Raw genomic sequence first — 22655 nt, forward strand, 5'->3', positions numbered from 1 at the left:
CAGGCGGGCTCAGGGCGCCAGCCACGCTCCGGGCAGGTTGCGCAGCACGGTGAAGACGGCGACCAGCGTGAGGAGTGCGCCGACCGACCAGCCCGGCACCGTCGCCGCGCCCCGCAGCGGGCGCGCCTGCCATCGGCGTACGGTCCACACGGCCAGGAGCGCGAGCACCGCCGGGGCGAGCAGCACGAGGAGCAGGTTGCTCGACGCGGCGGCCGCGAGGTCGCCGTGGGTCAGGTCGTTGACCGCGCGCAGCCCCCCGCACCCGGGGCACCAGATCCCCAGCAGCGACGAGGGGCACAGCCCCCAGCTGCCGGCGCGGTGCGGGTCGCGCACGTGCAGCGCGGCGACCGCCAGGGCCAGTCCGGCGGCGGTCCCGAGTGGGGCCGCGAGCCGGGCGGCACGCTCGCGACCGGGCCGCGGGCGCGGTCCGGTCGGGGCGGCGGCCTCGGTCAGTGCGATGACTCGTGCAGACCCATCTTGGCCATGACGAGGAAGACGACGCCCGCGGCCAGGATGATGGCCAGGCCGACGTAGAAGATCGTCATGCTGACCGGGTCGAGCATGAGCCCGATCCCGCCGACGACGAAGCCGAGGAGACCCACCACGACCGCGCTCCAGGCTGCGGGGGTGTTGCCGTGGTTGTTGGACATGCGGGTGCTCCTCGGGGTGCGGCGGGTGCGGTCGGATCTCGTCGCAGGACGTCGGGCCCAGTGTAGGGGCGGGTCCCCGACCGGCGTCGGGGGCCTCGCCGCGCCACCGCGCCCGGCGAGGCCGGCATCACGCCGAGGAGCCGTGGCGCCGGGTCGGGCCGCCGGGTCGGGCCGTCGGGTCAGACCGTCGGGTCGGGCCGTCGGGTCAGGCCGTCGGGTCGCGTCCCTCGTCGATGGCCTTCCAGAGGTCGAGGTTGCTGGCGTCCTCGGTGGAGACCCGGGTCGGGGCGGCGCCGCCCTGGGGGGTGTCGTAGCGCGTGCCCATCTCCGGCCACTCCCGCACCAGGCGTACGGCGGGCAGCGCGACGCCGGCCGCGGCGAGGCAGGCCAGGACGCCGACGTAGGACCACCACGTGTGCTCGGTGCCCCCGCCGGCCGGACCGAGCGCGTCGGCCACCGCGTCGTCGAGGGTCAGCCAGGCGGAGACCGCCGCCACGACCGCACCGAGCGAGGCGAGCGCCCCCAGCACCGCGACGACGCGCCGGGCGCGCCCGCGGGCGACGAGCACGACGCCCCAGCAGGCCAGCAGCACCAGCGCCAGCGAGGTCACCACCGGCGACTCCCCCGGGTCGGTGCCGGTGACGGCGTAGCCGATCGCCGCGTCGGACCCGCTCCCGCCCTCGGGCTGCACCCACGGCCGGGCTCCCGCCACGGCCGCGAGTCCGGCCGAGGCGAGGCCGGCCAGGACCACGGGGGCGAAGAGGCGTCGGCCCCGGGTGCGCTGCGGCGTGCTCGCGGCGCTCCGGCCGGCGTCCCCGTCGGGGCCCGCGCCGGTGGGCCCACCGGTGGGCCCACCGGTGGACTCAGCCACGGGGCTCACCCACGACGGCCGGCAGCAGGTCGGCGTCGAAGCAGGTGCGGTCGCCGGTGTGGCAGGCGGCGCCGACCTGGTCGACCTTGAGCAGGAGGGTGTCGCCGTCGCAGTCGAGGCGCACCTCGCGCACCCACTGCAGGTGCCCGGAGGTGTCGCCCTTGATCCAGTACTCCTGCCGGGAGCGCGACCAGTAGGTCGCCCGGCCGGTGCTCAGCGTGCGCGCCAGGGCCTCGTCGTCCATCCAGCCCAGCATCAGCACCTCGCCGGTGTCGTGCTGCTGCACCACCGCCGGCACCAGTCCGTCGGGGGTGCGCTTGAGGCGGGCGGCGACGGCGGGATCGAGGGTGCTCACCACCCCAGTATCGCCCGGCGGCGGGCGCCGGACCGCATCGAGGTGCGGCCCCCGACCACCCGGGCTCAGGCGCCCTGCTGGGCGACCCAGGAGGCGTGCAGCCCGGCGTAGACCGAGCCGGCCTCGGTGACCAGCCGGTCGTGCGGGCCGCGCTGGACCACGCGACCGCGGTCGACGACCACGACCTCGTCGGCGTTCTCGGCGGTGGAGAGACGGTGGGCGATGGTCACCGACGTGCGACCGCTCATCAGCCGCTCGAGCGCGCGCCCGATGCGCATCTCCAGGGCGGGGTCGACCGCGCTGGTGGCCTCGTCGAGGACCAGCAGGTCGGGGTCGGCCAGGTGGGCCCGCAGCAGCGCCACCAGCTGGCGCTCCCCGGCCGACAGCGACTCTCCGCGCTGCCCGACCCGGGTGGTCAGGCCCTGCGGCAGGCCCGCGAGCCAGTCGCCGAGGCCGAGCTCGTCGGCGCTGGCGAGCACGTCGGCCTCGGTGGCGTCGAGACGGCCGTAGCGGACGTTGGCCAGCAGCGTGTCGTCGAAGAGGAAGCCCTCCTGCGGCACGAGCACCACGCTGCTGCGCAGCGAGGCCTCGGCGATCCGGCGTACGTCGACGCCGTCGAGGAGCACCCGGCCCTCGGAGGGGTCCATCAGGCGGGTCAGCAGCTTGGCGAAGGTGGACTTGCCGGAGCCGGTCTCGCCGACGATCGCCACGCGGGTGCCGGCGTCGAGGGCCAGGTCGACGTCGCGCAGCACGGGCTGCCCGCCGGGGTAGGCGAAGGTGACGTCGTCGAAGCGCACGTCGATCGGGCCGCGCGGGAGCGCGACGCCGTCGGCACCGGGGTCGACCAGGTCGGCCGGCGTGTCGAGGATGCCGATGACCCGGCGCCAGCCGGCGATGGCGTTCTGGGCGTCGGTGAGGATCTGCGTGCCGAGCTGGACCGGGCCGACGAAGAGGGTGACGAGGAAGGCGAAGGCGAGCACCTCGCCGGCGGTGATGTCGTCGGCGAAGCCCAGCCAGATCCCGACGATGAGCACGCCGGCGTTGGCCAGGCCCGCGGAGATGCCGCCGAGGGAGAAGGAGACGGCGGTGAAGCCCTGGGCGCGGGTGCTGGCCGCCTTGTGGGCGTCGATGGCCTCGTCGATGCGGCGCTGGGTGCGTGACTGCACCGAGTAGGAGCGCACCACCGCGGCGCCGACCACCGGCTCGGCGATGGCCGAGAGCAGCAGGCCGACCTGGCGGCGCACGGTGCCGTAGGCGTCGGAGAGCTTGCGCTGGAAGAAGCGCAGCGAGAGGAACAGGGGCGCGAAGGCGACCCACACGACCAGCGCGAGCTGCCAGCTGTAGAACAGCATCACGATGGTGGCGATGAGCACCTGGCCGACGCTCACCACGAAGAGCAGCCCGCCGAAGACCAGGAACTGGCTGACCTGGTCGACGTCGCTGGTGACGCGGGAGACCAGCGCTCCGCGTCGCTCGGTGTTCTGGGTCAGCAGGGGCAGGTCGTGCACGTGGCGGAAGGCCTTGACCCGCAGCGTGGCCAGGCCCCGCTCGGAGGTCGTGAACAACCGCGACGTCATGGCGTAGGAGGCCCAGCTGGTGACGACCAGGGCGAGGGCTGCGGCGACGCCCATCCACACGGTGAAGGACACGTCGGGCCCGCCGGCGCGGCCCAGCCCCCGGTCGAGGGTCTGCTGCACCGCGATGGGCACGATCACCTGCCCGACCGAGGCCAGGACGGCGAGCAGCAGCGTGCCGCGGATGCCGTCGGTGAGCTCGGGTGAGAAGTGGATGCCGCGCCGGATGGTCTCCAGCGCCTTCATCTCCTCGCCGGTGTCCATGGTCGTCGCGGCGCGCGCGTCGGCACGGGCGGCCCCGTCGGAGCGGCCGGCCGCGTCGGGTCGCCCGTCGCGCGCGGGACCGCCGGGGCCGGTGGCGGCGTCGGTCTCGGTGCGGCTCACGGGGTGCCTCCGGTGGTGGCGTCGGTCGGCTGGTCGGTCGGCTGGTCGGTCGGCTGGTCGGTCCTGGCCGAGGGCGTGTGGTCCTCGGTCTCGTAGGCGTTGACCAGGCGGGCGTAGGAGGCACTGCGGGCCAGGAGCTCGCGGTGGGTGCCGCGGTCCACGATCCGGCCGCCCTCGAGGTGCACGACCTCGTCGGCCAGGCCGATGGTGGCCTTGCGATAGGCGACGACGAGGAGGCTCGCGCCGCCGGAGCCGTCGCGCAGGGCGGCGAGGATGCGGGCCTCGACCTCGGGGTCGACCGCGGAGGTCGCGTCGTCGAGCACCATGAGGCGGGGCCGGCGCACGAGGGCCCGGGCCAGCGAGAGCCGCTGGCGCTGCCCGCCGGACAGCGACGTGCCGCGCTCGCCGAGGCGGGTGTCGAGGCCGTGCGGCAGCGCCGCGACGAAGCCGTCGGCCTGCGCCGCGCGCAGCGCCTCCCAGACGGTCTCGTCGTCGAGGTCGTCGCCGAGGGCGACGTTGCCGCGCACCGTGTCGTCGAAGAGGAAGGCGGTCTGGGGCACCACGGCGACGGCCCGCGACAGCTCGCCGGCGGCGAGGTCGCGCACGTCGGTGCCGTCGAGGAGGACCCGACCGGCGTCGGGGTCGACCAGACGGGTCACCAGGGAGGTGAGGGTGCTCTTGCCCGACGCGGTGGCCCCGACCAGGGCCACGGTGCGGCCGGGCTCCACGGTGAAGGACACGTCCTGCAGCAGCGGCTGCGCCGGGTCGTAGGCGTAGGCCAGCGCGTCGACCTCGAGGCGGGCGCCACCGCCGGCGCCGCGCGCGGGCGTGACGGCGTGCTCGCCGTAGACCATCTCGCCCGTGGCGTCGAGCACCGAGGAGACCCGACGGAAGCCGACCACGCTGCGGGGGAACTCCCCGAGCAGCCAGCCGATGGAGCGGATCGGGAAGGAGACGATGGTCAGCAGGTAGGCCACCGTGACCACGTCGCCGGCGTCGGTGGCCCCGGTGAGCACGCGCTGCACGCCGACGGCCAGCACGACGAGCACGCCGAGGTTGGGCAGCGCGGCCAGGGTCGGGTCGAAGGCCGCGCGGATGCGCCCGGCGCGGATGTTGACGTCGCGCAGCTCCAGGGCCTTGGCCGCGAAGCGCTCGGTCTCCTGGGGCTCGCGGCCCAGGGTCTTGACGACCATCGCGCCGTCGAAGGACTCGTGGGCGATCTCGCTGACCTCGGCGCGCAGCTGCTGGGCGCGCGTCATCAAGGGCGAGGCGAGGCGCTGGTAGGCCAGGTTGGCCGCGATCACGGCGGGGAAGACCAGGAGGCCGACGAGCGCGAGCACGAGGTCGGCCACCAGCATCTGGGCCACCGCGATCACCATCATCGCCACGGTGCCGACCGCCATCGGCAGCGGCGCGATCGGGCCCCACGCGGCCTCGACGTCGGAGTTGGCGTTGGAGAGCAGCTGGCCGGTGGGGTGGCGCTGGTGCCACTCCATCGGGAGCTGGAGGTACTGCCGTGTCACCGCACGGCGGGTGTGGGCCTGCATGCGGTACTGCATGATCCCGGCGCCGAGGCGGCGCGCGACGATCCCGACCGCCCGCAGGATCGCCACCGCGACGAAGAGCCCGAGGATCGCCCACAGCAGGCCGCCGTCGATCTCGCCGTCGCGGAAGGCCGGCAGCACGACGTGGTCGGTCGACCAGCCCAGCACCCACGCGTCGGCGACCGTGAGCGCCCCGAAGAGCACGCTGCCCAGGGTGGAGAGCGTGAAGATCCACGGCTCGCGCTTGATGGCCACGAGCAGCACACCGAACCCGTCGCGCGTCGTGGAGGCCCGCGACGAGGCCATCTCGGCGGCGTCGCGGTCGATCCGCTCCTGGGTCTGCGTCACGTGCCGTCCGTCCTGCGCTCGGGTGCCGGGGTGGCCCCGCGCTCCGCAGGACCTGCGGGAGCGCTCGGGGGCCGCAGGAGAACCTCCCGCCTCACGCACGCTATTCCCGGGCGCCGACAGGCCCCGAATCCCGGTCGCCCCCGGCCCCGGGGCGAGCGGTGGGTGCCGCTGCCTAGGCTCGGGGCATGAGCGACCTGCTGCTGGCCCGGCGCGAGCGCCACGCCCTGTGCGACCTCGCCCTCGAGCTCGGCCCCGAGGCGCCCACGCTGTGCGAGGGGTGGGCGGTGGCCGACCTGGTCGCCCACTGCCTGGTCCGCGAGACCGACCCCGTCGCGGCGCTGGGTGCGGTCGTCCCGCCGCTGTCGGGCCTGGCCGACCGGGCGGTCGCGCGCGCCCGGCGGCGGCCGCTGCCGCAGTTGGTCGCGCGGCTGCGCGACCCCGGGCTCACGCCGTACCGCCTGCGGCCGGTGGAGCGGGTCGCCAACACCCTGGAGTTCCTCATCCACCACGAGGACGTCCGGCGCGCGCAGCCCGGCTGGCAGCCGCGCGCCCTGCCGCCCGCCGACGCCGCCGTGGTGTGGGGCTCCCTCGGCGGCCTCGGGCGGCTGCTCGTGCGCCCCACCGGTGTGCCGGTGCAGGTCCGCGACGCCGACTCCGGGCGTCGTACGACGCTGCGCGCCGGCGCCGACCCGGTGGTCGTGACCGGCGCCCCGGTCGAGCTGGCCCTGCTGCTCTCGGGGCGCGACCAGGTCCGCGGCGTCACCGTCGACGGCCCGCCCGACCGGGTCGCGGCGTTCCGCGCTGCCGGGTTCGCCTGCTGAGGGCTGGCGGCGGGCGGCGGGTTTCACCAGCCGGCTGGTGAAACCCGCACCTGTCGGCCCACGCGTCGGCCGACAGGTGGGGGTTTGGGCCGACCGGTGTGACGGGTGGGGCTGGCGGGGCGGCGTGCACGCCGGACCGGTCCCCGCGCCCGGTCCAGCGCCGTGGTCCCCGCGCCCGGTCCCAGCGCCCGGTCCCAGCACCCGGTCCCAGCGCCCGGGCCCAGCAGCAGGTCCCGGCGCCAGGGCCCGGCGCCGGGTCTCAGCGCACCGGGTGACCGGTGGCGGCGAGCGCGTTCTTGACCTCGCCCACGCGCAGCGTGCCGAAGTGGAACACGGTGGCGGCGAGCACGGCGTCGGCGCCGGCGTCGACGGCGGGGGCGAAGTGCTCGAGGCGCCCGGCGCCGCCGGAGGCGATCACCGGGATCGCCACCTCGCGCCGCACGGCGGCGATGAGGTCGAGGTCGAAGCCGTCCTGCGTGCCGTCGGCGTCCATGGCGTTGAGCAGGATCTCGCCCGCGCCGAGCTCGGCGGCGCGCACGGCCCAGGCCAGCGCGTCGAGGCCCGAGGACTGCCGCCCGCCGTGGGTGGTGACCTCGAAGCCCGAGTCGGTGCCTGCGGCGCGCCGGGCGTCGACCGACAGCACGAGCACCTGGTTGCCGAAGCGGTCGGCGATCTCGGCGACGAGCTCGGGGCGGCGGATGGCGGCGGTGTTGACCGCGACCTTGTCGGCCCCGGCGCGCAGCAGCCGGTCGACGTCGGCGGTCGAGGAGACGCCCCCGCCGACGGTGAGGGGGATGAAGACCTCCTCGGCGCAGCGCGAGACCACCTCCATCGTGGTCGCACGGCCCTCGTGGGAGGCGGAGATGTCGAGGAAGGTCAGCTCGTCGGCGCCCTCGGCGTCGTAGGTGCGGGCCAGCTCGACGGGGTCGCCGGCGTCGCGCAGCTCGGTGAAGTTGATGCCCTTGACCACCCGGCCGCCGTCGACGTCGAGGCACGGGATGACCCGCACCGCGAGGGTCACGACACGCCTCCCGGCCGGGTCAGGGCCAGGGCGTCGACCAGGGTGAAGCGGCCCTCGTAGAGCGCGGTGCCGATGATCGCGCCCTCGACGCCGCTGCCGACCAGGCCCATGAGGGCCTCGAGGTCGGCCAGCTCGGTGATGCCGCCGGAGGCGACGACCGGGCGGTCGGTGGCCGCGCAGACGTCCTGGAGCAGCTGCAGGTTGGGGCCCTGGAGCATGCCGTCCTTGTTCACGTCGGTGACGACGTAGCGCGCGCAGCCCTCGGCGTCGAGGCGGGTCAGCACGTCGTAGAGGTCGCCGCCGTCCTGGGTCCAGCCGCGCGCCGCCAGGGTACGGCCGCGCACGTCGAGGCCGACCGCGACCCGGTCACCGTGCTCGGCGATGGCCCGGGCGCACCACTCGGGCTGCTCGAGGGCGGCGGTGCCGATGTTGACGCGGCGGCAGCCGGCGGCCATCGCGGCGGCCAGCGACTCGTCGTCGCGGATGCCGCCGCTCATCTCCACGTCGATGTCGAGGGTGCCGACGATGCGGGCCTGCAGCTCGCGGTTGTGCCCGCGCCCGAAGGCGGCGTCGAGGTCGACGAGGTGGATCCACTCCGCGCCGGCCTCCTGCCAGCGCAGCGCCGCCTCGACGGGGTCGCCGAAGCGCTTCTCGGAGCCGGCGACGCCCTGCACCAGCTGGACGGCCTGGCCGCCGGCGATGTCGACGGCGGGGAGGAGCTCGAGGTGGTCGGACATCAGGGTTCCTTCGGGTCGGCGCGCTCCCGGCGTACGTCGGGACCGTGGCGGCGGGCTGGGGCGGCAGAGGCTGGGGCGGCAGGGGGCGGGGCGGCAGGAGGGGGCGGTTCAGCCGCGCCCGAGGGTGGCGACCCAGTTGCGCAGCAGGGCCGCGCCGGCGTCGCCGGACTTCTCGGGGTGGAACTGCGTGGCGGTGAGCGGGCCGTTCTCGACGGCGGCGACGAAGCGGTCGCCGCCGTGCTCGGCCCAGGTGACGCGGGGTGCGGTGGTGCGGTCGTTGGTGACCAGGGTCCACTCGCGCACGCCGTAGGAGTGCACGAAGTAGAAGCGCTCGTCGGCGAGGCCGGCGAAGAGCGTGCTGCCCTCGGCGACCTCGACGGTGTTCCAGCCCATGTGGGGCACGACCGGGGCCTGGAGCCGCTCGACCACGCCGGGCCACTCGTCGCAGCCCTCGGTCTCGACGCCGTGCTCGACGCCGCGGGCGAACAGCACCTGCATGCCCACGCAGATGCCCAGCACGGGGCGTCCGCCGGCGAGGCGGCGCCCGATCAGCCGGTCGCCCTTGATCTCGCGCAGGCCGGCCATGCAGGCGGCGTAGGCGCCGACGCCGGGCACGACGAGGCCGTCGGCGTGCAGCGCGGTCTCGAAGTCGGAGGTCAGGGTGACGCGGGCCCCGGCGCGCTCGACGGCGCGCACGGCCGAGCGCAGGTTGCCCGAGCCGTAGTCGAGGACGACCACGTCGGGTCCGTCCGCCCCCTCCGTGACCGGACCGGCGCCCTCCCCCGCCGCGGCGCTCAGAGCGCGCCCTTGGTGGAGGGGATGCCGGTCTCGCGCGGGTCGAGCGCGACGGCGTCGCGGAAGGCGCGGGCGAAGGCCTTGAACTGGGTCTCCACCAGGTGGTGGGGCTCGCGCCCGGCCAGCACCCGCACGTGCAGCGCGAGGTGGCCGTGGAAGGCGAGGGTCTCGAAGACGTGCTGGGTCAGCGACCCGAGGTAGGAGACCCCGGAGCCGCCGAGCGCGACGTACTGCTGGCCCTCGGGCTCGCCGGTGTGCACGCAGTAGGGGCGGCCCGACACGTCGACGACGGCCTGCACGAGCGCCTCGTCGAGCGGCACGGTGGCGTCGCCGAAGCGGCGGATGCCGCGCTTGTCGCCGAGCGCCTGGCGCAGGGCCTGGCCCAGGGCGATCGCGGTGTCCTCGACGGTGTGGTGGGCGTCGATGTGCACGTCGCCGGTCGTGCGCACGGTCAGGTCGACCAGGGCGTGACGGGCGAAGGCGGTGAGCATGTGGTCGTAGAAGCCGACGCCGGTGGCGATCTCGTGGCGCCCGGTGCCGTCGAGGTCGACCTCGACGAGCACCGAGGACTCACTGGTCTGGCGCTCGACGCGTGCGGTCCTGCTCATGTCGTCTCCTTGGGGGCCTGCGGGGTCGTCTGGCCGGTCACCTGGGTCAGGGCGGTGCGGAAGGCGGCCATCTCGTCGGGGGTGCCGATCGACACGCGCAGCCAGCCCTCGGGGCCGACCTCGCGCACGAGCACCCCGTGGTCGAGCAGGCCCTGCCAGACCGCGTGACGGTCGGGGAAGGTGCCGAAGAGGCAGAAGTTGGCGTCGCTGTCGGCGACCTGGTGGCCCTGCGCACGCAGCCACGCGACGGTGCGGTCGCGCTCCTCGCGCAGCCGGTCGACCTGGCCGAGCAGCTCCTCGGTGTGGCGCAGCGCGGCCAGCGCCGTCGCCTGGGTCACCGAGGAGAGGTGGTAGGGCAGGCGCACCACGCGGATCGCGTCGCAGATGGCCGGGTCGGCGGCGAGGTAGCCCAGCCGCAGACCGGCCCCGGCGAAGGCCTTGCTCATGGTGCGGCTGACCACCAGGTTGCGGTGGTGCGGCAGCAGCTCGAGCGCGCTCGGCGTGCCGGTGCGGCGGAACTCGCCGTAGGCCTCGTCGACGACGAGCACGCCGTCTTCGCCCACGGCCTCGCAGAGCAGGGCGACCGCCTCGGGCGGCAGCGCGGTGCCGGTGGGGTTGTTGGGGCTGGGCAGCAGCACGACGCTGGGGCGCTCGGACTCGACGAGGGCGCGGGCGGCGTCGAGGTCGAGGGTGAAGTCCTCGGCGCGGCGACCCGCGACCCAGCGGGTCATCGTGTCGCGGGCGTACTCGGGGTACATCGAGTACGTCGGGGCGAAGCTCAGCGCCGTGCGCCCCGGGCCGCCGAAGGCCTGGAGCAGCTGCAGCATGACCTCGTTGGAACCGTTGGCAGCCCACACCTGCTCCGGCACGATCCCGTGGGGGGTGTCGCGGGCGAGGTAGTCGGCCAGGGCGGTGCGCAGCGCCACGAACTCGCGGTCGGGGTAGCGGTTGAGCGTCGTGGCCGCCGTGGCCACGGCGTCGGCGATGTCGGCCACGCACGCGGGCGAGGGGCCGTAGGGGTTCTCGTTGACGTTGAGCTGCACGGGCACGTCGAGCTGCGGGGCGCCGTAGGGCTCGAGGCCGCGCAGCTCCTCGCGCAGGGGCGGGAACACCGGCGCCTACCCGTCGGCGAGGGGGCGGTCGAAGCGCACCCGCACCGCCGCGCCGTGACCGGGCAGGTCCTCGGCCTCGGCGAGGTTGACGACGTGGTCGGCCACGGCGGCCAGTCCCTCACGGGTGTAGTCGACGACGTGCACCGCCTTGAGGAAGCTGCGCACCGAGAGCCCCGAGGAGTGGCACGAGCAGCCGCCCGTGGGCAGCACGTGGTTGGAGCCGGCGCAGTAGTCGCCCAGCGAGACCGGTGCGTGGGGGCCGACGAAGATGGCGCCCGCGTTGCGGACCCGGGCCGCCAGGGCGGCGGCGTCGCGGGTCTGGATCTCCAGGTGCTCCGCGCCGTAGGCGTCGACGACGGCGAGGCCCTGCTCGAGGTCGTCGACCAGCACGATGCCGGACTGCTCCCCGCCCAGCGAGGTGCGGATGCGCTCGGCGTGGCGGGTCACCGAGACCTGCTTGTCGAGCTCGGCCTCGACCTCGTCGGCCAGCTGCACCGACGTCGTGACCAGCACGCTGGAGGCCATCGGGTCGTGCTCGGACTGGCTCAGCAGGTCGGCCGCGACGTACGCCGGCTCCGCGGTGTCGTCGGCCAGCACCGCGATCTCGGTCGGCCCGGCCTCGGAGTCGATGCCGACGATGCCCTTGAGCAGGCGCTTGGCGGCCACGGTGTAGATCGCACCCGGTCCGGTGACCAGGTCGACGCGGCGGCACGGGCCCGCGCCGTGGGCGAACATCGCTACGGCCTGGGCGCCGCCGACGGAGTAGACCTCCTCCACGCCCAGCAGCGCGCAGGCGGCCAGGATCGTGGGGTGCGGCAGCCCGCCGAACTCCTTCTGCGGGCTCGAGGTCAGCGCGATGGACTCGACGCCGGCGACCTGCGCGGGCACGACGTTCATCACGACGCTGGAGACCAGCGGGGCGATGCCGCCGGGCACGTAGAGGCCGACCCGGGTGATCGGCACCATCCGCTTGCTGACCCGTGCGCCGGGACCGAGCTCGACCGAGGTGTCCTCCTCGAGCTCGGCGACGCACGTCTCGCGCAGGCGGCGGATCGACTCCTCCAGGGCGACCCGGACGGCCGGGTCGAGCTCCTCGAGGGCCTGCGACAGCGCCGCCGGGGGCACGACGATGTCGTCGTTGCGGACGCCGTCGAAGGTCTCGGAGAACTCCAGGATCGCCTCGACGCCACGGTCGCGCACCGCGTCGCAGATCGGGCGCACGACATGCATCGCGGCCTCGACGTCGAACTCGGCGCGCGGCACGGCGGCGCGGTAGTCGACGGGGGCAGCGCCGTCGGCGGCAGTCCCTCGCAGGTCGATCCGGCGAATCATGGGTCAATCCTACGAGCCCCGGTGCCGGCAACCCGAACCGGCGACCCCGCGTGGACCCTGCACGGACCCACCCGTCCGGGCCACGGCGTGCGGGCCGGGGGTCTAGGGTCGTCAGCGTGACCGACACGCTGCCGATGTTCCCGCTGAACTCGGTGCTCTTCCCCGGCGTCAGCGTGCCGCTGACCGTCTTCGAGGACCGCTACCGCGCCCTGGTCCACCACCTGCTGCGGGTGCCCGACCCGGCGGAGCGGGTCTTCGCCTCGGTGGCCATCCGCGAGGGCTACGAGGTGGGCGACCACGGGGCCCAGTCGCTCTACCGGGTCGGTGTGCGCCTGCAGCTGACCGAGGTGGAGGCCCACCCCGACGGCACCTTCGACGTCGTCGCCGTCGGACTCGACCGCATCGGTCTCGACCGCCTCGAGAGCGGCGAGACCTTCCCCGTGGGTCACGTCCACGCGGTGCCCGAGGGCACCGACCCCGTCGACGAGGGCGTGCTCGAGCGGGCCCGGGCGACCTTCTCGGCCTACCGCGCCGCGCTCTCCGAGATCCGCACCGACCCCTACTCCGGCAGCCTGCCGCGCGACCCGTCCTACCTGTCGTGGACGCTCGCGGCCTGCGCTCCGCTGCCGATGCCGGAGCGGCAGGCGTTGCTCGAGGCCGAGGACGCCGGCAGCCGGCTGGTCATGGTCACCGACCTGCTGCGCTCGGAGCTGCGCGCGATGAACGTCATCCCGTCGCTGCCGGCCACCGAGGTCGCCCGCACCCGCTGGTCGCCCAACTAGCCGCCGTACGACGGAGCGCGGCGGTGGCGAGGAAGGGTGCGGGCGCGACCCCGGCGACGCAGGCGCTGACGCGCGCCGGCGTGGCCTTCACGCTGCACCCCTACGAGCACGACCCGCGTGCGGAGTCCTTCGGGCTCGAGGCGGCCGGCGCCCTCGGGGTCGACCCGGCCTGCGTGCTCAAGACCCTGCTCGCCGACGTCGACGGCCGACTGGTCGTCGGGGTGGTGCCGGTTTCGGGCCGCCTCGACCTCAAGGCCCTCGCGCGCGCCGTCGGCGGCAGTCGCGCCGCCATGGCCGACCCCGCGACGGCCGAGCGGTCCACCGGCTACGTCGTCGGGGGCATCTCCCCCCTGGGCCAGCGACGGCGCCTGCCCACCGTGGTCGACGTCTCCGCCCTCGCCCACCCCGTGGTCTACGTCTCGGGCGGGCGGCGCGGGCTCGACCTCGGCCTGACCCCGGGCGACCTCGTCGCCCTGACCGGCGCCGTCACCGCGGCCGTCGCCCGCGACTGAGCCGACCCCGTCGGCCCGCCGGGCGGAGCGCCCCGCTGCGGCACGACCCGGCCCGGGGGCGGGTCGCGCCACAGCGCTCAGTCGTCGGTCGAGACGCGGAGCACCAGGTGGGCGACGTCGTCGTCGACCCAGCTGCTGAGGCCGAGGGCGCGCAGCGGGTCGAGGTTGTCCTCGACCGCGGGGGCGTCGTCGCCGAGCAGCGGGAGCAAGGAGTCCCCGGCGATGCTGCTGACCTGGTCGAGGTCGACGAAGACGACCGAGCCGGCCTCGTCGCTGTCGGGCACGACCCTCTGGTAGGTCTCGGAGTCGCCGAGACCCTCACCGTCCGCGACCACGTCGGCGAGGTAGTCCTCGTCGAGGCCGATCGCGGTGAGGCCGTCGCCGCCGGCGACGCCCACCGTGCCGACCTCGGAGCCCAGCGGCCCCTCGGCGAGCCGGTCGAGCACGCCCTGCACGTCGTCCTCGTCGCCGCGCACGGTGAGCGCCACGGGCAGGTCGGCGGGGTCGGCGGAGCCCGTCAGCTCCTCGACGTCGAAGCCGCTGCCGAGCGAGACGGCCGCGGCGTCGCCGACGACCGTCTCGACGTCGTCGGGCAGCGTCAGGCCGGTCTCGCCGGCGAGCTCCTCGAGGCCCTCGGCGTCGATGAGGCCCTCCGAGGCCGTCTCGAGCTGCTCGAGCACGGCGGCGAACCACCCCTCCTCGAAGCCCGCCCCGACCGCGGCCACGGTGTCGGCGGGCAGCTCCTCGACGACGTCGGCGCCGCGGTCGGTCACGAGCAGGTCGGACCCTCCGAACACCGCGGCCTCGCCCGCCGCCTCGATCTCCAGCGCCCCGTCGTCGAAGCGCAGCGTCAGGGCGGCGCCGGCGAAGTCCTCGAGCGCCTCGGCCGGGGTCTCGGCGCTCGGGAGGCCGGCGCTGGCGCCGACGACGCCGTCGCCCGACGCGCGGCCCGCACCGGAGAGCGCGCTGGGCATCGCCGGCGCCGACACGCTCATCTCCGGCACCGCGGGGGCGAGCAGGTCGGAGGAGCCCTCGAGGCCGGGTCCGAAGGCCTCGGCGAGGTACTCACCCGCCTCCGGCGCGGCGTAGAGGGTGACGACCCCGTCACCGCCGGTCTCGTCGGTCCAGCGCTGGAAGTCGGCGTCGTCGGCGAGGCTGCCGTCGGACTCGGTCTGGTCGACCACGGCCTGGGCGGTCTCCTCGGTCTCGGCGAGCACCATCCAGTCGCCGCTCACGACGTAGGCCGGGCCGCCCCCGCCCTCGGCGGGGTCGCTGCCGGTGCACGCGCTCAGGTCGTCGAGCGCCCGGCCGGCGGCGTCGGCGTCGGCGACCTCGATGGTGAAGACCGGCGCCGGCTCCTCGCCGCCGGTGTCGACCGCGGCGAAGGCGGCGCGGTCGCCGAAGGCGTCGGCCGCCTCGGTGACCTGGGCGCAGTCGGTCTGCTCGGCGAGGTAGTCGACCAGGGTCTGCTTGACGTCGATGTCGCCGACCGGGCCGTCGAGCCCGAACTCCTCGCGGATGGCCGGGAACTTCTCGAGGGTCTCCAGCGCCTCCACCTTCTGACCGCTACTGGGGTCGAGGTTGACGCCGACGTAGCCGATCGTGCCGGCCGGCAGCGCCTCCGCGGCCTGGGCGCCGTCGGCGAACCACCAGGCCGCCCCGAAGGCTCCCGCACCGACGACCGCCACGAGGGCGACGCCCCCACCCACCAGCAGCCCCGTGCGGCGGGGCCGCCGCTCCCGCGGGAGCCGCCCTCCGCCGCTGCTGTCGAGCATCTCGGGCGGCGGGCCCTGCGGCGGCGGGCCCTGCGGCGGCGGGCCCTGGGGCGGCGGTCCGGGCGGAAGGTTGCTCGTCACGACGGCTCCCGTGGGTGTCCTGGCGCCGGCCCCGTCGGCCGCGCTCGCGCGGGAACCTACCCCGGCGGGGCCGGTCCTAACCGGTCGCTCCCCCACCCGTCGGGCGGTCCGCGGCGCCGCTCAGGCGCGGGGGTCGGCGGGGGCGCGTCGGGTGCCGCGCTTGGCCACCCCGACGAAGGCCACCAGCAGGCCCACGAGGGCGCCGGTGGTCCACACGAGGTACGGCACCGGTCGCGGCACCTCGAGCGCGCTGAGCAGGGTGGTGCCGTCGTCGGCGGAGCGCGCCAGCACGTCGGGGTCGGGCGGGCCGAGCTGCTGGCCCAGCCAGGCCATCAGCGCGGCGGCCACGACAGCGCCCACCACGACCGCCGCCAGCGTCACGAGCTCGTGGCGGTCGAGGACCAGTGCCGTGAGGAGCCCGACCGCGACCGCGGTCGGGAAGGCGACGACGGCGAGCAGGCCGGTGGCCGAGAACAGCCCGCGCAGCTGCGGGAGGTCGTAGAAGCCGTCACGGTCGACGACGACGAAGCGCCCCTGGAAGGCCAGCCCCCGCGAGGGCTCCCACACCAGGTGCCACAGCCAGGCCGCGCCGAGGCCGGCGACGGCGAAGACCACGACCACCAGGAGCGCCTGGATCCCGGCCCGGCCCCACTCGCGGCGCCCGCGCAGCCGGGGCGCGTCAGCGGCGCTGCCGCCGTCGCGGACGCCGACGGAGGGGTTCAGACGCTCAGGCACCCGGGCCCCAGCAGCTGCTTGAGGTCGGCGAAGAGCGCCGGGGTGGCGGTGACCCGGAGCCGGTCGTCGAGCCGCATCACCTTGGTCGCCTCGCGCGTCATCAGCCGCAGCCGCACCTCGGTCATGCCCGGGTGGGTGGAGAGCACGTCGCGCAGCTGCTCGATGACGGGCGGGGTGCAGCGTGTCGAGGGCATGCTGATGACGACCGGACCCGAGGGGCCGTCGGAGATGTCGGGCACCGAGACCTCCTGGCCGTGGATCTCGGGCTGGTCCTTGCTCTTCGACAGCCGTCCCTTCACCGTGAGGATGGCGTCCTCGATGAGCAGGGTGCTGGCCAGCTGGTAGGCGCTGGGGAAGAGCAGCACGTCGATCGCGCCGTCGAGGTCCTCGAGGGTGACCATCGCCCACGCGTCGCCGCGCTTGGTGATCTTGCGCTGCACCGTGGTCACCAGGCCGCTGATGGTGATGGGCGAGCCGTCGGAGCGCTCCTCGTCGAGCATGAGCTGACCGATGCTGCAGTCGCTGGAGTTGGTGAGCACGTGCTCGAGACCCAGCAGCGGGTGGTCGGAGACGTAGAGCCCGAGCATGTCGCGCTCGTGGCCCAGCAGGGTCATCTTGTCCCACTCGTCGATCTCGGGCACCGTCACCGTGATCCCGAAGGACCCGCCCGCGTCGTCGTCGAGCCCGCCGAAGAGGGAGTCCTGACCGATCGCCTCGTTGCGCTTGATGTCGACGTACTGGTCGACCGCGGTCTCGTGGATCGTGACCAGCGCGCGCCGCCTGTGCTTCATCTCGTCGAAGGCGCCGGCCTTGACCAGCGACTCGATGACGCGCTTGTTGCACACCAGCGCCGGCACCTTGTCCATGAAGTCGTTGAAGTCGGCGTAGCGGCCCTTCTCCTCGCGCGCCGCCACGATGCCGTCGACGACGTTGGCGCCGACGTTGCGCACCGCCGTCAGGCCGAAGCGGATGTCGGTGCCGACGGGGGTGAAGTTGGAGGAGGACTCGTTGACGTCGGGCGGGAGCACCTGGATCTTCATCCGGCGGCACTCGTTGAGGTAGATGGCCGACTTGTCCTTGTCGTCCTTGGTCGAGGTCAGCAGCGCGGCCATGTACTCGGCCGGGTAGTTGGCCTTGAGGTAGGCCGTCCAGTACGACACCAGGCCGTAGGCCGCGGAGTGGGCCTTGTTGAAGGCGTAGTCGGAGAAGGGCAGCAGGATGTCCCACAGCGTCTTCACCGCGGCGGCGCTGTAGCCGCGCTCCTTCATGCCCTGGGAGAAGCCCTCGAACTGCTTGTCCAGCTCCGACTTCTTCTTCTTGCCCATCGCGCGACGCAGGATGTCGGCCTGGCCCAGGCTGTAGCCCGCGAGCTTCTGCGCGATGGCCATGACCTGCTCCTGGTAGACGATCAGGCCGTAGGTCTCGCCCAGGATGTCCTCGAGCGGCTCGGCCAGCTCGGGGTGGATCGCCTCCACCGGCTCGCGCCCGGTCTTGCGGCGGGCGTACTTGTTGTGGGAGTCGGCGCCCATCGGGCCGGGGCGGTAGAGCGCGCCGACCGCGGAGATGTCCTCGAAGGTGTCGGGCCGCATGGAGCGCAGCAGCGCCCGCATCGGACCGCCGTCGAGCTGGAAGACACCGAGGGTGTCGCCGCGCTGGAGCAGGCCGTAGGTGGCCTCGTCGGTGAGCGGGAGGTCCTCGAGCACCACGGTCTCGCCGCGGTTGGCCTGGATGTTCTTGACCGCGTCGTCGAGCACGGTGAGGTTGCGCAGGCCCAGGAAGTCCATCTTGATCAGGCCGAGGCCCTCACAGGTGGGGTAGTCGAACTGGGTGATCATCGCGCCGTCGGCGGGGCGCTTGAGCAGCGGGATCACGTCGACCAGCGGCTCGCTGGACATGATCACCCCGGCGGCGTGCACGCCCCACTGCCGCTTGAGGCCCTCGATGCCGATGGCGGTGTCGACGACGCGCTGGACGTCCTTGTCGGCGTCGTAGAGCTGGCGGAACTCCCCGCCCTCGCCGTAGCGCTTGTGCTCGGGGTCGAAGATCTCCTGCAGCGGCACGTCCTTGCCCATGACCGCCGCCGGCATGGCCTTGGTGATCCGGTCGCCCATCGCGAAGGGGTAGCCCAGGATGCGCGAGGAGTCCTTGACGGCCTGCTTGGCCTTGATGGTGCCGTAGGTGACGATGTAGGAGACGCGGTCGTCGCCGTACTTGTCGGTGACGTAGCGGATGACCTCGCCGCGCCGACGCTCGTCGAAGTCGATGTCGAAGTCGGGCATCGAGACGCGGTCGGGGTTGAGGAAGCGCTCGAAGATCAGGCCGTGCTGGAGCGGGTCGAGGTCGGTGATGCGCATCGCGTAGGCGACCATCGAGCCCGCGCCCGAGCCGCGGCCGGGTCCGACGCGGATGCCGTTGTCCTTGGCCCAGTTGATGAAGTCGGCGACCACCAGGAAGTAGCCCGGGAAGCCCATCTGGGTGATGACGCCGATCTCGAAGTCGGCCTGCTTGCGCACCGCGTCGGGGATGCCCGAGGGGTAGCGCACGTGCAGCCCGCGCTCTACCTCCTTGACCAGCCAGGAGTCCTCGTTCTCCCCCGGCGGGCAGGGGAATCGCGGCATGTAGGTGCCGTTGCCCTCGGTGAACTCCACGTCGCAGCGCTCGGCGATGAGCAGCGTGTTGTCGCAGGCCTCGGGGAAGTCGCGCCACAGCTCGCGCATCTCGGCGGCCGACTTGAGGTAGTAGCCGTCGCCGTTGAAGGCGAAGCGCTGCCCCGGGCCGTCGCCCGCGGGGATGTCCATGGTGGACCCGGAGTTGATGCAGAGCAGGTGCTCCTGGGCCTTGGCGTCCTCGCGCATCACGTAGTGCGAGTCGTTGGTGGCCAGGAGCGGGATGCCCATGTCCTTGCCCAGCCGCAGCAGGCCGTCCTTGACCCGGGTCTCGATGTCGAGGCCGTGGTCCATCAGCTCGAGGAAGTAGTTGTCCTTGCCGAGGATGTCCTGGAAGTCGCCCGCGACCTGCTTGGCGGCCTCGTAGTTGCCGTGACGCAGGTGGACCTGCACCTCGCCGGAGGGGCACCCGGTCGTGCCGATGATGCCCTTGCCGTGCTGGGAGAGCAGCTCGCGGTCCATGCGGGGGTGCTTGAAGAACCCGTCGCGCCACGCGCCCGTGGAGAGCCGGAAGAGGTTGTGCATGCCCTCGGTGGACTCCGAGAGCAACGTCATGTGGGTGTAGGCACCGCGGTTGGAGACGTCGTCGGGGCCGCCGCCGTAGAAGTTCACGCCGCGCTTCTCGAAGCGGGAGATGTTGGGCGTGAAGTAGGCCTCGATGCCGATGATCGGCTTGACCCCCGCGGCCTTGGCCTTGGAGTAGAACTCGTAGGCCCCGAAGACGTTGCCGTGGTCGGTCATCGCCACCGCCGGCATGCCGAGCTCCGCGGCCCGGTCGGCCAGCGCGCCGAGGCGGGCGGCGCCGTCGAGCATGGAGTACTCGGTGTGCACGTGCAGGTGGACGAAGGAGTCCTGGGAGCCTGTCGACATCGTGTGTGGAAGTCCTCGCCGGGTCGAGATCGGGCAGCGGTCAAGCAGGGTGCAGCGGTCTCGGACGGGCGCCGATCGACCTTCTGGGGGAAGGGGATCAGCCTACGTCAACCGCTCCGGGGATCGTGCCAGCCGCCGCCGACACCACCGGCGGCACCACCGGCGGCTCCCCGGCGGCTCAGCCCTCGCGGGCGGCGTCGAGGCTCTCGGTGATCACCACGTCGACGATGCGGTGCAGGCGCTCGACCCCGAGGGCCGGTGCCCGCTGCGCCATCGCGACGGCGATGGCGCGCTCGCGGTCGGGGTCGCGACGGGTGTGGCCCTTGTGCGGCTGCACGGCGGCGGTGAGGGCCGCGCGGCGCGCCAGCAGGTCGCCGAGCTGGTCGTCGACCTCGTCGATGAGCCCGCGCAGGAAGACGAGGGGCTCGCGGCCGGGCCAGGCCACCCTCAGGTCGGGGGCGCGCTCCTCGTTGGCCGAGCCGTCGGTGCGCTCGAGCTCCACCAGCCCGTGGCGGGCGTAGAACGCGCGCGCCGCGGTGTTGGTCTCGAAGACCCACAGGCAGAAGCCGTCGGGCCGCTGCGCCTTCACGGTCTCCAGCAGCAGCGAGCCGAGCCCGCGACCCGCGGCACCGGGCAGCACGTAGAGGTCGTCGAGCCAGTCGCCGGCCAGGGCGGCGTAGGCCACGACGCGCCCGCCCTCCTGTGCCACCCACAGCTCGCGCGCGGAGAGGTCCCAGGTGGCGAACCAGCTGCGCACCTCGGTGTCGGGGTGCGCGCCCGGGGGCATCGCAGGGTGCGCCGCGCGGCGGCTGCGCAGGTGCACGTCGGCCACCTCGGCCAGGTCGGCGCCCGTGCCCGGACGCACCAGGACGTCGGGCTGCGCAGGGGGTCCGTCAGGACCCGTCACGGACGACCTCGAGGGCGTGGGCGAGGTCGGCGGGGTACTCCGTCTCGTACTCGACGTGCTCACCGGTGTCGGGGTGCTCGAAACCGAGCCGGACGGCGTGGAGCCACTGACGCTCCAGGCCCACGCGCTTGGCCAGCACGGGATCGGCGCCGTAGGTCAGGTCGCCGACGCAGGGGTGCTTGAGCGCGGACATGTGCACCCGGATCTGGTGGGTGCGGCCGGTCTCGAGGTGCACCTCGAGCAGGCTGGCGAAGCGGTGCGCCTCGAGCGTCTCGTAGTGCGTGACGCTGGCTCGGCCGTCGGCCATCACGGCGAACTTCCAGTCCGAGCGGGGGTGACGACCGATCGGGGCGTCGACCGTGCCCTCCAGCGGGTCGGGGTGGCCCTGGACGAGCGCGTGGTAGGTCTTGTCGACGGTGCGGTGGCGGAAGGCGTTCTTGAGCACCGAGTAGGCCCGCTCGGACTTGCAGATCACCATGACACCGGACGTGCCGACGTCGAGGCGCTGCACGATGCCCTGGCGCTCGGAGGCGCCGCTGGTGGCGATGCGGAAGCCCGCGCCCGCGAGGTGGCCGACGACCGTGGGGCCGGTCCAGCCCGGCGAGGGGTGGACGGCGACGCCGACCGGCTTGTCGATCACCACGATGGACTCGTCGTCGTGGACGATCTTGATCCCCTCGACGATCTCGGGGGTCACCGTCAGCGGGTCGGTCAGAGTCGGGATCTCCACGTCGAGCAGCGAGCCGGGCAGCACCCGGTCGCTCTTGCCCACGCCGGCGCCGTCGACCTGCACCAGGCCCTGCGCGATCAGGTCGGCCGCGCGGGTGCGCGAGAGCCCGAACATGCGGGCCAGGGCGGCGTCGACCCGCTCCCCCGCGAGGCTCTCGGGCACGCTCAGGCTGCGGTGCTCGGAGGTCTGGCTCATCGCTGGTCCCCCGCGGTCGGGCCGCTCGCCGTGGCTGCGTCGTCAGGCTCGACGTCAGGCCGGCCGCCGGACTGGTCGCCGGGCTCGTGGTCGTCGGGCTCGTGGTCGCGGGTGCCGTCGAGGCGGACGCCGCGGAAGGCCTGCACGAGGATGAGGCCGGCGGCGACGTTGATGCAGACGTCGGCCACGTTGAAGACCGGCCAGTTGGGCAGCATCAGGAAGTCGATGACGTGGCCGCGCATCGGCCCGGGGTCGCGGAAGAGCCGGTCGGTGAGGTTGCCGGTCACTCCCGCGAGCAGCAGGCCCAGCGCCACGGCCCACAGCCGGGAGCGCACCCGCAGGCTGAGCACGAGCACGACCACGGTGGCGGCGATCGCGATGCAGCTCAGCGCCACGGTGAACTGGGTGCCGGTGCTGAAGGCGGCGCCCGGGTTCTTGACCAGCGTCAGCGTGAGGAGGTCACCGACGACGGGCACGTCGGGCCGGCCCTCGAGACGGTCGAGGGCGAGCACCTTGGTGACCAGGTCCACGGCGTACGCGGTGGCCGCGATCGTCGCGAACAGCGCCCACACCCGCGCCCGGGAGCGCCCGGCGGGGGCTGCTGCGGTGGTCTCGGGGTCTATCGCCGTTCCTCGCGCTGCTTGCATGTCATGCACAGTGTGGCACGCGGAAATGCCATCAGCCGATTCTTGCCGATCGGCTCTCCGCAGGACTCGCAGACGCCGTAGGTGCCGTCGTCGATGCGCGCCAGGGCCCGCTCGATCTGGGCCAGCTTGTCGCGCTCGTTGTTGAGCACGGTGAGTTCGTGGTCGCGCTCGAAGCTGCTCGCCCCGACGTCGGCCTGGTCCTGCCCGGCCCCGTCACCGGAGTCGCGCATCAGTCCCGACAGCTCCTGCTCCTGGTCGGCGATCACCTGGGCGATGTGGTCGTGCTGCTCGTGCAGCTCGGCGACGACCTCGTCGAGCTCGGCGGCGGTCCAGTCGGACTCGCCCTCCTTGACGACGAGGTCCTGGGCCTGGGCCGCGGTGGCGGCCTTCTTGGTGGGTGCTGCCTTGGTCACGGGCACAGCCTTCGAGCGGGGGCGCCGCAGCGCCAGGGGTGGACGGAGCAGGGAGGTCCGGGGGGCGGGAGAGGGGTGAGGACGGTGAGCAGGAGGGTAGCCAGTCGGTGGTGAACCGACCAGGGCCCCTCCGTCACGGGCCCGCGCAGACGACGGAGCGGCCGGCCCCCGAGGGGACCGGCCGCGCCGG

The 22655-nt window shown here is 74.0% G+C and carries 22 protein-coding genes; 3 read left to right on the plus strand and 19 right to left on the minus strand.

Annotation, left to right across the window (positions count from 1 at the left end; genetic code table 11):
• Positions 1-9: 9 nt before the first annotated feature.
• The 6 genes from ASF50_RS11020 to ASF50_RS11045 form a co-directional block, all read right to left on the minus strand.
• A complete protein-coding gene (locus ASF50_RS11020; RefSeq protein ID WP_200920120.1) occupies positions 10-333 on the minus strand; it encodes a DUF2752 domain-containing protein in 324 nt (107 codons plus the stop codon).
• A 116-nt stretch (positions 334-449) separates the two neighbouring features.
• Positions 450-650, minus strand: coding sequence for an HGxxPAAW family protein (locus ASF50_RS11025; protein WP_056862526.1), 201 nt, complete (start codon positions 648-650; stop codon positions 450-452).
• Positions 651-855: 205 nt separating this feature from the next.
• A complete protein-coding gene (locus tag ASF50_RS11030) occupies positions 856-1521 on the minus strand; it encodes a Trp biosynthesis-associated membrane protein (protein ID WP_056904507.1) in 666 nt (221 codons plus the stop codon).
• The gene (hisI, locus tag ASF50_RS11035) at positions 1514-1876 is read right to left on the minus strand and encodes a phosphoribosyl-AMP cyclohydrolase (protein ID WP_056904964.1); all 363 of its coding nucleotides are present in this window, start codon (positions 1874-1876) and stop codon (positions 1514-1516) included. Before hisI ends, ASF50_RS11030 begins: the two co-directional genes overlap by 8 nt.
• A 65-nt stretch (positions 1877-1941) precedes the next feature.
• Complete coding sequence (locus ASF50_RS11040; protein ID WP_082503120.1) at positions 1942-3834, minus strand: ABC transporter ATP-binding protein; 1893 nt, start codon at positions 3832-3834, stop codon at positions 1942-1944.
• On the minus strand, positions 3831-5726 hold the full coding sequence (locus tag ASF50_RS11045; protein ID WP_321163139.1) for an ABC transporter transmembrane domain-containing protein: 1896 nt from the start codon (positions 5724-5726) through the stop codon (positions 3831-3833). The genes ASF50_RS11040 and ASF50_RS11045 overlap by 4 nt, the downstream gene beginning before the upstream one ends.
• 185 nt (positions 5727-5911) lie before the next feature.
• Between ASF50_RS11045 and ASF50_RS11050 the strand changes: the two genes are divergently transcribed.
• Positions 5912-6547 carry a TIGR03085 family metal-binding protein gene (locus ASF50_RS11050; protein WP_056904508.1) on the plus strand — a complete coding sequence of 212 codons (636 nt, stop codon included), beginning with the start codon at positions 5912-5914 and terminating at the stop codon, positions 6545-6547.
• 259 nt (positions 6548-6806) lie between these two features.
• On the opposite strand, the gene hisF is transcribed toward ASF50_RS11050, so the two are convergent.
• From hisF to hisD, 6 genes are all read right to left on the minus strand, one after another.
• Positions 6807-7568 (minus strand): imidazole glycerol phosphate synthase subunit HisF, encoded by a 762-nt coding sequence (gene hisF / locus ASF50_RS11055; RefSeq protein ID WP_056862523.1) that lies wholly within the window; start codon positions 7566-7568, stop codon positions 6807-6809.
• On the minus strand, positions 7565-8305 hold the full coding sequence (priA, locus tag ASF50_RS11060) for a bifunctional 1-(5-phosphoribosyl)-5-((5-phosphoribosylamino)methylideneamino)imidazole-4-carboxamide isomerase/phosphoribosylanthranilate isomerase PriA (RefSeq protein ID WP_056862522.1): 741 nt from the start codon (positions 8303-8305) through the stop codon (positions 7565-7567). Before priA ends, hisF begins: the two co-directional genes overlap by 4 nt.
• A gap of 108 nt (positions 8306-8413) precedes the next feature.
• A complete protein-coding gene (gene hisH, locus ASF50_RS11065; RefSeq protein WP_056904509.1) occupies positions 8414-9043 on the minus strand; it encodes an imidazole glycerol phosphate synthase subunit HisH in 630 nt (209 codons plus the stop codon).
• A 56-nt stretch (positions 9044-9099) separates the two neighbouring features.
• Complete coding sequence (gene hisB / locus ASF50_RS11070) at positions 9100-9708, minus strand: imidazoleglycerol-phosphate dehydratase HisB (protein ID WP_056862521.1); 609 nt, start codon at positions 9706-9708, stop codon at positions 9100-9102.
• Positions 9705-10820, minus strand: coding sequence for a histidinol-phosphate transaminase (locus ASF50_RS11075; protein ID WP_056904510.1), 1116 nt, complete (start codon positions 10818-10820; stop codon positions 9705-9707). Before ASF50_RS11075 ends, hisB begins: the two co-directional genes overlap by 4 nt.
• 6 nt (positions 10821-10826) lie before the next feature.
• Positions 10827-12152: a histidinol dehydrogenase gene (gene hisD / locus ASF50_RS11080; protein WP_056904511.1), complete on the minus strand. Its 1326-nt coding sequence runs from the start codon at positions 12150-12152 to the stop codon at positions 10827-10829.
• Between the two features lie 116 nt (positions 12153-12268).
• Between hisD and ASF50_RS11085 the strand changes: the two genes are divergently transcribed.
• Positions 12269-12934, plus strand: a complete 666-nt coding sequence (locus ASF50_RS11085) for an LON peptidase substrate-binding domain-containing protein (protein WP_056862518.1) — start codon at positions 12269-12271, stop codon at positions 12932-12934.
• Positions 12935-12957: 23 nt separating this feature from the next.
• Positions 12958-13446, plus strand: coding sequence for a Cys-tRNA(Pro) deacylase (gene ybaK / locus ASF50_RS11090; protein ID WP_056862517.1), 489 nt, complete (start codon positions 12958-12960; stop codon positions 13444-13446).
• A 77-nt stretch (positions 13447-13523) separates the two neighbouring features.
• Here ybaK and ASF50_RS11095 read toward each other — a convergent pair whose 3' ends face one another.
• The 7 genes from ASF50_RS11095 to ASF50_RS11125 all read right to left on the minus strand — a co-directional run bounded on the left by ASF50_RS11095 (position 13524) and on the right by ASF50_RS11125 (position 22465).
• Positions 13524-15302: a hypothetical protein gene (locus ASF50_RS11095; RefSeq protein WP_056904512.1), complete on the minus strand. Its 1779-nt coding sequence runs from the start codon at positions 15300-15302 to the stop codon at positions 13524-13526.
• Between the two features lie 120 nt (positions 15303-15422).
• The gene (locus ASF50_RS11100; protein WP_056904513.1) at positions 15423-16037 is read right to left on the minus strand and encodes a hypothetical protein; all 615 of its coding nucleotides are present in this window, start codon (positions 16035-16037) and stop codon (positions 15423-15425) included.
• The gene (gene dnaE / locus ASF50_RS11105) at positions 16022-19573 is read right to left on the minus strand and encodes a DNA polymerase III subunit alpha (RefSeq protein ID WP_056904514.1); all 3552 of its coding nucleotides are present in this window, start codon (positions 19571-19573) and stop codon (positions 16022-16024) included. Before dnaE ends, ASF50_RS11100 begins: the two co-directional genes overlap by 16 nt.
• A gap of 178 nt (positions 19574-19751) precedes the next feature.
• Positions 19752-20480 (minus strand): GNAT family N-acetyltransferase, encoded by a 729-nt coding sequence (locus ASF50_RS18485; RefSeq protein ID WP_156718248.1) that lies wholly within the window; start codon positions 20478-20480, stop codon positions 19752-19754.
• Positions 20467-21405 (minus strand): RluA family pseudouridine synthase, encoded by a 939-nt coding sequence (locus ASF50_RS11115; protein ID WP_056904515.1) that lies wholly within the window; start codon positions 21403-21405, stop codon positions 20467-20469. The genes ASF50_RS18485 and ASF50_RS11115 overlap by 14 nt, the downstream gene beginning before the upstream one ends.
• Positions 21402-22052, minus strand: a complete 651-nt coding sequence (gene lspA, locus ASF50_RS11120; protein WP_082503122.1) for a signal peptidase II — start codon at positions 22050-22052, stop codon at positions 21402-21404. The genes ASF50_RS11115 and lspA overlap by 4 nt, the downstream gene beginning before the upstream one ends.
• Positions 22025-22465: a TraR/DksA family transcriptional regulator gene (locus ASF50_RS11125; RefSeq protein WP_056862512.1), complete on the minus strand. Its 441-nt coding sequence runs from the start codon at positions 22463-22465 to the stop codon at positions 22025-22027. The genes lspA and ASF50_RS11125 overlap by 28 nt, the downstream gene beginning before the upstream one ends.
• Between the last annotated feature and the right edge of the window lie 190 nt (positions 22466-22655).

The sequence above is a fragment of the Nocardioides sp. Leaf307 genome (genome assembly GCF_001423135.1).
Taxonomy (GTDB): domain Bacteria; phylum Actinomycetota; class Actinomycetes; order Propionibacteriales; family Nocardioidaceae; genus Nocardioides; species Nocardioides kribbensis.

What these genes read in the sequence shown, in the direction of transcription:
- ASF50_RS11025 (WP_056862526.1), bottom strand. Translation starts at nt 650, where the DNA reads ATGTCCAACAACCACGGCAACACCCCCGCAGCCTGGAGCGCGGTCGTG.
- ASF50_RS11050 (WP_056904508.1), top strand. Translation starts at nt 5,912, where the DNA reads ATGAGCGACCTGCTGCTGGCCCGGCGCGAGCGCCACGCCCTGTGCGAC.
- priA (WP_056862522.1), bottom strand. Translation starts at nt 8,305, where the DNA reads ATGTCCGACCACCTCGAGCTCCTCCCCGCCGTCGACATCGCCGGCGGC.
- hisB (WP_056862521.1), bottom strand. Translation starts at nt 9,708, where the DNA reads ATGAGCAGGACCGCACGCGTCGAGCGCCAGACCAGTGAGTCCTCGGTG.
- hisD (WP_056904511.1), bottom strand. Translation starts at nt 12,152, where the DNA reads ATGATTCGCCGGATCGACCTGCGAGGGACTGCCGCCGACGGCGCTGCC.
- dnaE (WP_056904514.1), bottom strand. Translation starts at nt 19,573, where the DNA reads ATGTCGACAGGCTCCCAGGACTCCTTCGTCCACCTGCACGTGCACACC.
- ASF50_RS11115 (WP_056904515.1), bottom strand. Translation starts at nt 21,405, where the DNA reads ATGAGCCAGACCTCCGAGCACCGCAGCCTGAGCGTGCCCGAGAGCCTC.
- lspA (WP_082503122.1), bottom strand. Translation starts at nt 22,052, where the DNA reads ATGCAAGCAGCGCGAGGAACGGCGATAGACCCCGAGACCACCGCAGCA.